At 46.7% G+C, this 13016-nt stretch carries 14 protein-coding genes and 1 pseudogene; 7 read left to right on the top strand and 8 right to left on the bottom strand.

What is annotated here, in order from left to right; all coding sequences use genetic code 11:
- The first annotated feature begins 40 nt into the window (after nucleotides 1-40).
- From GQY55_RS06185 to GQY55_RS06155, 7 genes and pseudogenes are all read left to right on the top strand, one after another.
- Complete coding sequence (locus tag GQY55_RS06185; protein ID WP_160039246.1) at nucleotides 41-964, top strand: WG repeat-containing protein; 924 nt, start codon at nucleotides 41-43, stop codon at nucleotides 962-964.
- 190 nt (nucleotides 965-1154) lie between these two features.
- Entirely contained in the window at nucleotides 1155-1478 is a 324-nt protein-coding gene (locus GQY55_RS06180; RefSeq protein WP_160039244.1) for a hypothetical protein, read from the top strand.
- A gap of 46 nt (nucleotides 1479-1524) precedes the next feature.
- On the top strand, nucleotides 1525-1866 hold the full coding sequence (locus GQY55_RS06175) for a hypothetical protein (protein WP_160039242.1): 342 nt from the start codon (nucleotides 1525-1527) through the stop codon (nucleotides 1864-1866).
- Between the two features lie 741 nt (nucleotides 1867-2607).
- On the top strand, nucleotides 2608-2904 hold the full coding sequence (locus GQY55_RS06170) for a hypothetical protein (protein WP_160039240.1): 297 nt from the start codon (nucleotides 2608-2610) through the stop codon (nucleotides 2902-2904).
- A 229-nt stretch (nucleotides 2905-3133) separates the two neighbouring features.
- Nucleotides 3134-3256 (top strand): annotated as a pseudogene (locus GQY55_RS32025) (RHS repeat-associated core domain-containing protein); the annotation flags it as partial.
- Between the two features lie 173 nt (nucleotides 3257-3429).
- Nucleotides 3430-3996: a hypothetical protein gene (locus tag GQY55_RS06160; RefSeq protein WP_160039236.1), complete on the top strand. Its 567-nt coding sequence runs from the start codon at nucleotides 3430-3432 to the stop codon at nucleotides 3994-3996.
- Between the two features lie 129 nt (nucleotides 3997-4125).
- Nucleotides 4126-4485, top strand: coding sequence for a hypothetical protein (locus tag GQY55_RS06155; RefSeq protein WP_160039235.1), 360 nt, complete (start codon nucleotides 4126-4128; stop codon nucleotides 4483-4485).
- 526 nt (nucleotides 4486-5011) lie between these two features.
- Here GQY55_RS06155 and GQY55_RS06150 read toward each other — a convergent pair.
- From GQY55_RS06150 to GQY55_RS06115, 8 genes are all read right to left on the bottom strand, one after another.
- On the bottom strand, nucleotides 5012-5437 hold the full coding sequence (locus GQY55_RS06150) for a DUF1801 domain-containing protein (protein WP_160039234.1): 426 nt from the start codon (nucleotides 5435-5437) through the stop codon (nucleotides 5012-5014).
- 96 nt (nucleotides 5438-5533) lie between these two features.
- Nucleotides 5534-7315: a DUF5050 domain-containing protein gene (locus GQY55_RS06145; protein ID WP_160039233.1), complete on the bottom strand. Its 1782-nt coding sequence runs from the start codon at nucleotides 7313-7315 to the stop codon at nucleotides 5534-5536.
- A gap of 181 nt (nucleotides 7316-7496) precedes the next feature.
- Complete coding sequence (locus tag GQY55_RS06140; RefSeq protein ID WP_160039232.1) at nucleotides 7497-8045, bottom strand: NADPH-dependent FMN reductase; 549 nt, start codon at nucleotides 8043-8045, stop codon at nucleotides 7497-7499.
- Nucleotides 8046-8117: 72 nt separating this feature from the next.
- Nucleotides 8118-9290, bottom strand: coding sequence for an MFS transporter (locus tag GQY55_RS06135; protein ID WP_160039231.1), 1173 nt, complete (start codon nucleotides 9288-9290; stop codon nucleotides 8118-8120).
- 71 nt (nucleotides 9291-9361) lie between these two features.
- Entirely contained in the window at nucleotides 9362-9910 is a 549-nt protein-coding gene (locus GQY55_RS06130; protein WP_268894992.1) for a TetR/AcrR family transcriptional regulator, read from the bottom strand.
- 275 nt (nucleotides 9911-10185) lie between these two features.
- Nucleotides 10186-11418, bottom strand: a complete 1233-nt coding sequence (locus GQY55_RS06125) for an aminopeptidase (RefSeq protein ID WP_160039229.1) — start codon at nucleotides 11416-11418, stop codon at nucleotides 10186-10188.
- Nucleotides 11419-11612: 194 nt separating this feature from the next.
- A complete protein-coding gene (locus tag GQY55_RS06120; RefSeq protein WP_160039228.1) occupies nucleotides 11613-12263 on the bottom strand; it encodes an amino acid ABC transporter permease in 651 nt (216 codons plus the stop codon).
- A 39-nt stretch (nucleotides 12264-12302) separates the two neighbouring features.
- Entirely contained in the window at nucleotides 12303-12968 is a 666-nt protein-coding gene (locus tag GQY55_RS06115) for an amino acid ABC transporter permease (RefSeq protein ID WP_160039226.1), read from the bottom strand.
- Nucleotides 12969-13016 lie beyond the last annotated feature (48 nt).

Raw genomic sequence — 13016 nt, 5'->3', positions numbered from 1 at the left:
TATTATAGTTGAGAGATAATACCTGAAAAAGAGGTGTAATATGGACTACTTCCCGTTTAACGAAGGCGAACAATGGGGATATATTGGTCGGGAGTGGAATGTTCTGATTCCTCCGATCTTTGAGGAAGCCGATTATTTTTCTGATGGAGTAGCAGCTGTATTAAAAAATGGTTTGTGGGGTTATATCGATATGGATGGGAACGTGATTATAGACTATCAGTTTCAATCCGCCGAGAAGTTTCTTGAGGGAAAAGCCTGGGTCATGGCAGAAGAGAGATTCACATTACTAAATAAAAAAGGGGACGCGCTCAACCAGCTTCCAAAAGGTATTGCGGATCATATCGACGGTCTTTCCTCAAACTTGTATAGATTTAGCAGAGAAGATAGGTTTGGTTTTCTTGGCTCTGACGGAGAATTGTGTCTCGATGCTGTGTATGACGAAGCAAGTTCATTCATTGATGGGATGGCGCTTGTATCAAGAGCAGGCAAATCCTATTTTATCAATACCGAGGGCTCAGTCATACTTGAAAACCCGAAGTATACACCTGTTGAAGGGTTCTCTGAAGGCTTGGCTCAGGTTCTTTTTGAAAATAGGCAGTATGGATATATCAATATGGATGGGGAAGTCGCTATACCTCCAAGCTTGAGAATTGGCAGCAGATTTTCAGAAGGAAGGGCATTCTTTTTTGATCCCCAGACGATGAAATATGGATACATGAACACAACGGGGGATACGCTTATTGAGGCAAAGTATGATGCTGCTCTTCCCTTTATCAGTGGGCTTGCTTTGGTTAAAAAGGGGAAACAGGTGGAACTGATTAATGACCGGGGAGAAATGGTGTACCCTTTGCCAAAGGAGTCCAACGTAGATGTTGAGTCTTATCTTCAAGGGGCAAGATATTTCATGGTGAATGTAAATGGGGAGGAGAAGCTCTTTAATCGAGAACTGGGTGAAATGAGATAATAAGTAGTAACATAAAAATAAGGGCGCTGGTGGCGTCCTTATTTTTATGATTTGACAATGCCCACGGGGCAGAGGAAACAGCAACGGCTAAGGCAATGGAAGCGACAAGGGCAACTGCCACGTAGTACCGCCGGGCTTCATTCAGCCGGGACTAGCCCAAAATGCAGCCAATACGACGAGGAATCCGGATATGCATCTAGGCGGCCCACGGGACGGCTGGGAGAAGCAGAACAACAAGAAAAAGCACTGTGAGCTGAACTTCGCAAATGATGTCTGTCTGGAGTTTCCGGAGCCTGAAACAGAGACAGCAAGTGAGGAGCAGAGGAATGATTCATTCCAGGAGAAGAAGTCAAATTCGATAAAACGCTTGAAGGTTATGTGGATAGGTTTGGTAGCATATAGAAAAAGGAGCCTTACCATGGTGACCCAAATAAGGATTTTGAATGGGATGCAGTTGTCTAAACAAGGAATGAAGAGATGGGGAAGTTTTAAAGAATGGGAAGAATTACATTAGTGTAGTTCCAGATTGAACTATTTCGCATTAAAGAAAGGAGGTTCAAATGTTTCAACTTAGCTTGTTTACAGAATGTAATACTAATACTGAAGCATTAAGTGTGCTAAATGAAGTAATACGCAGATTGAGTGATGAAGTAACATCATTTAATCTGATTGAAAATGAACCTTATTGGAAGGTGGATGGTTGGTTCAAAACTACATGTAATTTTGAGTCGATAGGCCCGTTCGATTATCACAGGGCAGAAAAAATATTAAGATTAATTTCGGATAAGTGGTTGTGGGATAAGGGGAAAACATCCGCCCATTCCAGTGTTAAAGAAATGTCAGCTGTTTTTTGTGATCCTATGATACAATTTTCAACTTGTTGGTTCGAGGATTTTGAGTAACCTTTTCAGGGGATTGTTTTAAAACTCATTAAGAACCAAAAGAAGCCGTTTAGAGACTAAACACTCTTAACTGAAAAGTTCAGTCTAAGTTTGTCAGACGCTGAATTACAATTGATATTTATAATGAGGCCTTGAGGGTGCAATCCTCAAGGTTCTTTTTTTATACTACGGAATTTATTTCAAAGGAATAGTCATGCACGGCTCTTTCTAAAAGATTTAGGCTCAGGAAAAGAAACCTATATTCCTGTCGATGTTCAGACAAAACTAAATTATAGGACTTGGGGTAAAAAAGGTTAATCACTGGGTCATGCTTGAACCAACAGACACTGCATCTCAGTATATTCTGTATACCACAAATGAACTTGGCATCCCTGAAGAGAAATTCAAAATTGACATCTTATCAGGAACATCGAGTAGAGTTAATTACATGTAATTAGCCACAATACGACTAATCCCCGTATTGTGGTTTTTCTTTGTTGGGGCGGCTAAAATGAATATTTTGTTTTTGTCCTCATCAGAACTGAACATATTGTTCCGTGACTTGCTCGACTCGAAAGTCATTAATTGGGTGGTCTAATGTAAGAAATTCCAAAGCCATCGATTTCTTGTAATACAATGTATCTATAAAAATTTTCGAAAAAAATATGAGGGGATGCTACATGTCGATTACAAAAGGGATTAAAACTTATGTTGTACTTGTAAATACCTTTCCAGGTGGGCTGGGATTCGAGGAGTGATAGTATGTTTAAGATTATTTTAGAATTAGCTAGTGGTGAACAGTTAGGGAAGGTGTATGAAGTTAGTAATGTAGAATATTTACAGCAAGATGAGGATGAATTTGAACTGTTGGGTGAGCTATCTACCTGTAGTTATGATGTTTTTTCAAGTAAAGACATGGATAAATTATTAAATGAACTTGAAAGATTGAAGGATAAGTTAGTTGAATCTAATGCAATAAAGCACATAGAAGAAATTAAATCATTAGCCCAAAAGTGCAAGGTGATCACTGACAGCAGGTTAATTATCACACCTTTTTGATTTTATTAATCTGTTATATGACACTGATAAGCAAACAGGGTCTCACTTTTTTGGCGAGACTACCCAGTGCAGAATGAGTCCAATATTAAACTAATAACACATCTAACCCATCTAATAATACATTTATTTTATAACCTAAATAACGTTATTACGGTACTCAAACAGGTCGATTATGGTCAGATCCACCATGATTGACCTGTTTTTTTAGATAATGCCGCCGCTTTTACAACCAGAAATTGGACGGTTTATTAGTGAGGATACGTATGAAGGACAGATTCATGAGCCTTTAAGTTTGAACCGATATACGTATGTGTATAATAACCCATTGATTTATATCGACCCAAGCGGGCATATTCCAACTGTGATGGAAGCGGCAAAAATGGCGGAAGATATTATCTTACCAATTCAACATAAGTGAACTACATGGGAATTCTTTGTAAAAGGAGCTGATGCGATCGTGAATAAGCGTATTGAAAATCATTCAACGGAATCAGTAATTAATGCCCTTAAGGAAAAAGGGTATTCATGAAAAAAATATTAATTATTGCAACAAGTTGGCTATGCTTCTCGGCGCTAGTGACACTTGTTATTTTTAGTTGGCCTTGGTTGCTTTTGTATGTTGGACTTAATTCACAACCGAATCCACCACAACCATCGATCACATACAGTGAATTTCCATTTAAATTAGTTTATGAAATAAACGGAAAGAAAAAGATTGTTCAAGATACGGTTGTATGTGAATATGATGGTGTTGGTATGGATGAAGGACAAGGAAAATTTAGAAAATGGAAACAACGATTAACGAGTGGTAATGTGAGTGGGGATTTTGTTATCTTAGAGAAACTAAATAATGAAGTTGAGAACATTGCCTTTTATCCAGGTAGTGCGGATTACTATATGAATGATTCAAAAAGGTATAATGAAAATAACTCGAGTTTTCCTAATGCATGGCTTGTTAAGAATGAGAAGGGTAATGTAAGCGGAGAAGATTATCTTGAAGAAGATCAGTTATATGAGAAGTATCATATTAAACTCATTAGTTGGGAACCAAGCCCTCCTATTAAGAACACATTTATAGAAAATAAAAAATGATTCTAGTTTTATGACCTTGATTGGCTATGCCTTTCAGGGTTTCTTTATATAAGAGAATATAGTTTATACCAAAGATTCAAATGGTAATATAAATGTTATTGAAGTATGTCATAAAGATGAGGTGTATCAATGACTATCAAGCATTTACTTTTAGAATTATACTGCTCTCAAAATTCCATTGAAGATGAAGGGAGTGGAGAGAAGCCGCCTTATTGTAAACATGGGTTCGGTGAGCCGGGATATCATTGTTTTGAGAATAATTGTAAGCACATTGGCTTTACTTATGCGCCTAATGAGGTGGCATTTTCGGCTGAGTTTGGCGAAGTACCTGATTCGGATGCTTGGATTGGGTTTGGTGGTGAGATGGTCCCATACGATGCAGACGAAGCCAAAATTTCGGAATTGAAAAAAATATGGGAAGACATATGTCGTAAAAAAATTCATGAAGCCTATGATGAGTATTTTAAGAAAACAGGAATAGAAAAATAGGCATGCATCCTTGAATGTAACTCCTGCAAGGTTTTTTTATGAAGAATACTGTTATACCATGTAGTACCGCCGGGCTTCATCCCACCGGGACTATCCATAAATGCAGCCAAGAGTATAACGACTTTATGAATACAGGTTGATCCACGCGGGAGCACTTGAGTATGTGGTGCTACAGTAAATCCATAAGTATTGTTAAATCAAAAAAATAATAGGAGTGATTCATTTTGTCAAATAATTGGGCATTTAAGGACTTGCCTAATACAATGGCTTTGACAACCAAGGATGTTTTAACAATGAAAAAGCCTATATTATTTACACGAAAGAATCCAGAAAGTTCGTTGCATGGTATCGAGGGGTAAAGGTTCCATCGAATATCCATGCAAGCAATCCTACAGCGATCAACGATCACTTTAATGAAAAATGGATCTTTGATGATGACAAATAATCGGATGTTTTTTATGACCCTTGGAGGAGAAGAAAAAAGGACGCCGCAAGCGCCCTTTTTTCATCAACAAAAACTTCTCATTTACTCTCCAACCGGATACGTCTCCCGCAAAAACTTCACCGACTGGCGAATCAGCTCCTTCAGAATCTCTACGTCGATGTCCGCCACCTTGTTGATGTAGACGCAGCCTTTGCCTGACGTATGTTTTCCAAAATCCTTGAGCAGCGCCTCGCGCTGATCGTCTCCCGGGGCAAAATACAGGCTGATTTTCGCTTTTCGCGGGGAAAACGAGACGAGAGGCGCATCGCCCTCATGGCCCGAAGCGTATTTGTAATGGTACGAACCAAAGCCGATGATGCCGGGTCCCCACATTTTGGCCGGATCACCCGTCGTTTCCGTAAAAATATCCAGCAGCTTGTACGCATCCTCGCGTTTGCCGGGGTGGTCGATTTGCTCGATGAATTCGATGACGCTGTTTTCGGTTTCCTTCGTTTTCAGCTCATACATGAACCGGCACTCCTTTGCGGGGCATTCGCTTGTTTGCCAATCATCATACCTTATTTCGGACGGGATTTCACCTTGTCGCTGTTCCGGGGTTATCCGTTACTTTACGAAGTAAATTCCATCTTTGTAGACCAGCTTATAGATCATGCCCTCATCCGTCAGGAAGCCGTCGCGAATGCGGTCGTTCACCAATCGGACGTTGCCGCCTTTGGCATCGACCTTGTACAATCCGGGTTCATACCCGTTCGATACATAATACAGCCCTGTTTTGCCTGCGTAAAATGATGTGACCGTTTTATCGCTTCGTTTGAATTCTTTTCCCGCCGACGGGTCGTATTGATACAAGTCCCCTGGGATGGTATCCTTACCTGCCTCATTTGAGGTGTAATAAAAGCTTCCGTTTGCAAATTGGACGTTCAGCATTTTTCTTGGCACAACGATTTCGGGGGTTGCACCGTTCAGGTTGGTTTTGCTCAGGTAACCCGATTCGGCGTCGATATAATAAACTTCGCTGCCGATCATCCAAAAGCGGCTGGCCGGAGGCGTCAGTTTCGTTTGGGTCGAATCTGTCGGATTGATTTTGTACACCGCGCTTTGGTCGTTCGGATCGGCCTCTTTATAACCTAACGTATACAGGTAGCCGTCTTTTACGTACATGGTGTTGTTACTTGAATAGCCTACTCCGCCATCCGGGCTAAGCATCCGGTTAACCCCGTAAGCAAACTCCGGCTGGCCGACCGGCTTTTGTTCCCCCGTTTTCAGGTTGACGCGAGCCAAATTGCCTGACATGTCGGTCATGAAATTAAAGTCGGCCTTGTACAGATAATCCCCTGACTTCACGTATCCGGCAAAACTTTTGGCACCGGCTACCGGTTTTAACGCGCCTTTTTCGACTTTGTACAAGTCCACCCGGCCCAAAGTGAGTTCTCCGTTATTCAATGTGACAAACAAATCGTTATCGATCGATTCGACGCTTCCCAAAAAAAGCCCTTGATCCGGTCCCATCGGCTTCAGCGAACTAACTTTTTCCGATTTCTGGGTTTTTAAATCCAGTGCATGCAGTTCGGCCTGGTTGTTGATGTATGTCGCATAATAAAGCTTGCCGTTAAGGACTTGAAGCGATGTTATCTGCGGTTTCCCGGGCAGCTGGATCTGAACGTCTTTTTGCCCGTCCGTTTTTTTGAATACTTGCTCGATGGTATCGTTTTTTGTATAAGTTCGTTTGATATAGTAAGTTGTATTTCCATACCGGGTTAACGGCCAGATGTCCGCCGATATTTCCAAAGGCTTCCGCGGATCGGACAGCTGCGTTTTGATGCGGTCCTTGATTGCTGCCGACTGCGCATCCTTCAAATCGACGGGAGTGCTGCCCATGAGGAGGAGGCCGTCGGACCATTGAATACTTTTCCCGAGCGCTTCGGCCGTGCTTTTTAAAGGAAGCATGATCTGGCCGTCTATTTTTTGCGGCGCGGCGTCCATCTCGCGGGGTTCGTTGTTGATCTTCATCGTGGTGCTGTTCACTTTCAGCTTGATGGTCTTTTTTAACTCGTAGTTCACCAGCATGACGTCGTCGGGACTTTTCGGCTGCCAGATGGCCTGCCAAGTTCCTTGGCCCTTGTCCAGCTCACTGGCGAGCGTGCTCATCAAGCGAATCGGGACGTACACGCGTCCTTCGCGCTGAACGATCCGGTAATCGCTGAAGTAGTTGGCCATTTGCCCGTTAATATAGGCTTTTCCCTGAAAGTTTTGCGGGATGATCACGATGTGGTCGAACGCCTTGCTTAAAGGCTCCGGGGTGGTGCTTTCAGCCGCGTAAGCGGAAACGCTGCCGAATGCGAGCCAGGCAGACAACAACAGGGCGATGCTTTTGAATTTGTTCATTTGTTCCTCTCCTTGTGAATGGTTTGTTGGAAAACGGAAGTTGAAATAGCAGGTCTAGGGATGAGATGCACACGGAAGATGTTTAAAAGTATAGACGCAAAAAGGAGGGGAGAGGTTGCCGTCTGATTTTTCAACGCAAAAAGCAAAGCCCTTCCGCACCCGGAAGGGCTTTAACGACAAATCAGCTGCGGACCGTCTTTAACGCCGTTGCCCAACGAACCACCTGGTCCAGCATGTCGTTGACATGGGATACATGCAAATCGGCGGGCTTAAACACCGTATAGTTTTCGAAATCCGTGAACAAATTCAGCGCCGGATGCGTGCGAACGTCGGCCACCTGCAGCTCCGCGAGGATTCCGCGCAAATGTTCGGCGGCGCGCGTTCCGCCGGAGGATCCGTAGCTGACGATGCCGGCTGCCTTGTTGTACCATTCGGTGCGCGCGCAGTCCAGCGCGTTTTTTAACGCGCCCGTGATGCTGTGGTTGTATTCCGCCGTCATGAATATGAACGCGTCCAAAGCGGATATTTTGTTCGCCCAAGCGGCTATTTGTTGTTCGCCGGCAGGATCGCCCAAAAACGGCAGACGGTAATCCGCCAAATCGACGATTTCGTAAACGGCGTCGCCGCGCCGAGAGTCAATGTCCAAAATCCATGTTCCCACCTGGGGGCTGACTCTCCCCGGACGCGTGCTTCCAAGGATAATTCCAATGTTCAAAAGATCGGTTGCCATTGTTTGTTGCCTCCTTAACATAAATGATTGTTAGTTAGTTGTAACTAACATGCCATTCAAAAAAAATTCGTCTTAAGATGACAGCTCGATGTTTCTTCTTAGCTCCTCCTTTCCTCGTAGTAAGGTTCTTCTGACAAAAACGGCGAAAATGAGCAATGAAAGAAGTCCGGACACCGCGCATGCGGCAAACAAGAAAGGGTAGCCCAAGTACTGGGATATCAGGCCGAGAACCATCGACCCCAAGCCGATCCCCAAATCCATGGCGGTGAAAAAGGAAGCGTTGGCCAAGCCTTTTTTCGTTGGAGCGACGAGGTTAACGGTTGCCGTCTGCAGCGTGGGCTGCGCCGATCCGAAGCCGATTCCGTACAACACCGCGGAGCACATCACGCCCACGTAACCGGTGGATATGCTTAACACCGCCAGCGCAATGACCGCTATGATCACGGCCGGGATAATGACCGCCCCTTCGTGGTACCGATCCGCCAGTTTTCCGGCAAAAGGACGGGTAATGGTCAGAACGATGGCGTAAACCAAAAAGAACGTGCCTGCATTGACTTGAATGGATTCGGCGAACAAGGGGAGGAAGGTGGTGATCCCGCCGTACGTCAGCGCCAGAAAAAATATCGATGCCGAAATAGGCAGCACGGATTTGTCGAAAAACGCCATTTTGTTTTTGCGGTCCGACCGGAAGGCGGGGACTTTGGTGAACACAGCGATCAGGATGGCGACGGCAGACAGGCAGGAAGCAAGCAAAATGGTGCGGTCAAAGGCGTAATGGCCGATCATCCACACCCCGACGATGGGGCCGATGGCCATCGAAACCGTCATGGACAGTCCATACCATCCCATGCCTTCGCCCCGGCGCTCCGCCGGAATGACGTCGGTGATCGACGTTCCGATCGACGTGGTGGAAAGGGCCCAGCCGAAGCCGTGCAAAATCCGCAGCAGCAACAACAGGATCAGTCCGCTAGCCCAGTTGTACAAAAACATCGAGACGGCAAACAAAATAAGTCCCGCCAGGATAAACGGACGTCGGCCATATCGGTCCAGAAGTCCGCCGACGATGGGTCGGGCGACCACCGCGGACAACGTAAACCCGCCGATGATGAGTCCCACCTGCGCTTCGTCGGCGCCAAGGTCTTTGATGTGCAGCGGCAGCGTCGGAAGCAGGATATAAAAACCGAAACATAAGAAAAACAACATCGCCATCAATCCGATAAACGTTTTGGTCCACAATCGGTCCATAAAGCAGCCTCCTCTATGAGCATTTTAATTATATGTTAGTTACTAGTAACTAACATATAATCTAAAAAAAATTACGTCTTTAACCCTCTGGCCAAAATGGATATCGATTCTTCGATGTGGTCTTCCCGTACTTCGGGGACGATTCCTTCCAGCATCGTGCTTGCGATGAACTTCCCGTAATTGAACTTCATAACCGTCATAGCCTGGATTTCAGGGTCGCCTTGGACGACTTTGCCCTTTTCCTGCATGGTTTTGAGATATTCGGTGACGATGCTCAAGAACCTCACGGCATTGCTATGAACGCCCCGATGGATTTCAGGCATCGTTTTTCGTTCCATGACGGAAATCAAATAGATTTTTTTATCTCTTTTTAGTACGTCATGGTACAGTTTGCTGATCATCAATAAATCGGCCTCGAGCTCATACGTGATGTTCTGTCTAATGATCTGCTCGATCGGGGTGGAGAACATGTAATTCTGCAAAATAGCTTCCAAAATGGCCTTTTTCGAGCCAAACGTCCGAAAAACGGTCATCTCGCTGACGGATGCGGCGGCGGCGATTTCCTTGATCGTAACGGCTTTATAGCCTTTCTCGGACATGAGTTCGACAGTGGCTGCCAATATTCGGTCGGCCGTGTTTTCGGTTTTGGTACTCAGACGGAATCACCTCGCTGCTTCGTTAGTTAGCGACAACTAACATTTTTGTTTTGATCATACAATTCCAGTCTTTGGATGTCAAGCGGTTGCTTCAGAAATAGGTGAAAAAGAATAGCAAAACACGCTTAGAGGATGCGGGCCGTTGTCTCTGCAGATTTCCCGTTTTAAAAGAGAATAGGTCTCTCCCAAAAAAGGAGGAGCCCAACCGTTAATATCGGGGCTCCTGCTTCTTTTACAACTTAAAACGCCCAATTGCCGTTCCGGAACACCGGCTCGATGGCGCCGTCGGCGGTGATGCCGTCAATGTCCATGTCGGCCGAGCCGATCATGAAATCGACGTGGATCAGGCTGTGGTTCAGCCCGGCTTGGTCCAGCTCTTCGCTGGACATCGACAATCCGCCTTCGACGCAGGTCGGGAACGCTTCGCCCAAAGCCAGGTGATTGGAGGCATTTTCGTCGTACAAGGTGTTGAAGAAAATCAAATTCGATTCGGAAATCGGGGAATGATGCGGCACTAGCGCCACTTCGCCCAAATAACGGCCGGCTTCGTCGATGCCGAGCATCGTTTTTAACGATTCATAACCCGTTTCCGCGGAAAAATCGACGACCTTGCCGTTTTCGAACGTCAGGCTGAAATTTTCGATCAGATTGCCCTGGTAACTGAGCGGTTTGGTGCTGCGCACGACGCCGTGGGTTCCTTCCTTGCGCGGCGACGTAAACACCTCTTCGGTGGGCACGTTCGGGTTAAACGGATTTTGCTGCGCATTTACCGCCGTGCCCCCGTTCCAAATATGGCGATCCGGAAGCTCGACCGTCAGATCGGTGCCCGGGGCGCGGTAATGAAGCTTTTTGTATTGCTTGCGGTTGAGGTACGCCCTTTTGTCATGAAGGGTTTCGTTATGTTCATGCCAAGCCTGCACCGGCTGCTCCCGGTCGACGCGGGACGCCTTGAAAATCGCCTCCCACAGCGCCTGGATCGCTGCGTCCTTGTCGAGGTCCGGGAATACGAGCTTCGCCCAGCCTTCCGACGGCACGCCGATGATCGACCACGTGAATCTGCTGGCGGACATGTCCGCCCTCCATTTGGCCAGCGCCGTTCCGGCGGCTTTGGAGCTGGCCGCAATCCTCTTCGGATCGATGCCTTTCAGAAGTTCCGGATTACTGGATTCGAGGAACAAAAAAGCTCCGCCTTCTTCGGCAAACTGCTCCACCGCTTGGACTCTCCATGCCGGATACGTCTCGAAAGCTTCGTCCGGCGCGAGACGGTATTTGATCTGCGTGCTGATCTCATCCTGCCATTCGATATGGACGAGTTTGGCACCAGCCTTATAAGCCTGCTCCGTCACCAGGCGGACAAATTCCGGCTGCTGAATCGGCGCGTTAATCCAAAGCGATTGGCCCGGCTGAATGTTCACCGCGATTTTGACGGCCAGCTCGGCGTATTTTTGTAAACGGTCTTGGAAATTTATCATGATTTCCTCCTTCGGAATCGGGATCAGGATATATCATTTCGTCCCGGGCGGCGGGATTCCCTTTTTTTGGAGACGGGCAGGCCGGCGGCAACATAAAAAAAGATGCAGCTGCCGTTCCTTTTAAAGCAAACAGGCTGCATCTTTCTTGATTAAAGCGGAGTACGAGGGCGTAAGTTCCGGTAAAATCCCCGTTGTTAGGCCGTTTTGGCTTCGAGCCGCCGGGCTATGATCGACAAGGTATAATTGACGGCAAAATACAAGACGGCTGCCAAAATCAAGGACGGGATGACGTAGTTCGGGCTGTGCCCCTGCAAGATTTGTATGTTATGCATCATTTCGGGGAGCAAAATAATGACGCAAAGCGAGGTGTCCTTAAGCAGGGAAATAAACTGGCTGACGATCGGCGGCACCATGCGGCGCAGCGCGAGCGGGAGAATGATAAAGCGCATCGTCTGAAGGTAGCTGAGCCCGGAGGAACGGGCCGCTTCGATCTGTCCGCGATCCACCGAATTGAGGCCGCCGCGGACGATTTCGGAAATCATCGCGCCTTCGAAGATGGTTAAGGCTGAGATGGCCGCCCATAAGAGTGGGAGCTTGACCCCGACCAACGGAAGAACGATATAAATGAAATAGATGATCAGCAGCAAAGGCAGATTTCGGATCAGATCAATGATGACAGCCAAAATTCGATACAAGATCGGAATTCGGGCGTAACGAATGGCGCCGAGCAACGTGCCGAGCACAAAGCTGAACAAAATCGACAGGGCGGCGACGAGAAGCGTTACGCCAAATCCCTGCAAAATAAAGGAAAGGTTCGGCCAGGAATAGGCTCCTGCAAAATCCATGCCTCAAGCCTCCTCTCGCAAAAGTGATGCCTGGCTCAGTCAACGGTCCGCCGCTCGAAATTTCTGTTCCATATAGTGGACCGCCATGCTGAGGGGCAGGGTCAGGACGAGGTAAAATAATGCGACAATCGTGTAGACGGTTAGCGGCAGGAAGGTGTCGGCATTGATCAGGTCGGCGTAATACATCAGGTCGAAGCCGGAGACGACGGCGAGGATGGACGAGTTTTTCACCAGGTTAATAAATTGGTTGCTGATTGAAGGCAAAACGATTTTAAACGCTTGCGGCAGGATGATATGCAGCATCGTTTGCATATAGGTGAGCCCGGTGGCCCGCGCCGCTTCGCTTTGACCGGTGGGGACGGTCTGAATCCCGGCACGGATGGCTTCGGCAATAAAGGATGCGGTGTATACCATCAGGCCGAGGGTTCCGGATGTGAAACCGTCCAGCGGAACGCCAAGCGTCGGCAGCCCGAGGAAAAAGACGAATACGACGAGCAAAAGCGGAATGTTGCGGATAAATTCCACGTAAGCGGTACCGATCCAATTCAGCGGCTTTACCGGCGCGATGCGCATGACGGCGATGATCGTCCCGAGAATGAAGCTGCCGACAAGGGCAAGGGCGCTGGAACCGATCGTATGCAGAAAACCTGCGGAAAACCGATCCCAATGGTCAAAAAGGATGTGGATGTCAAACTTCCCTTCCATGCGTTGACTCTCCTTTCCCTAAAGATTGGCCCGAAGGAAGACGGGAGG

The sequence above is a fragment of the Paenibacillus sp. USDA918EY genome (genome assembly GCF_009870825.1).
Taxonomy (GTDB): domain Bacteria; phylum Bacillota; class Bacilli; order Paenibacillales; family Paenibacillaceae; genus Paenibacillus_AQ; species Paenibacillus_AQ albilobatus.
The sequence above is the reverse complement of the archived record's forward strand: the minus strand, read 5'-3'. Positions and strand labels throughout refer to the sequence as shown.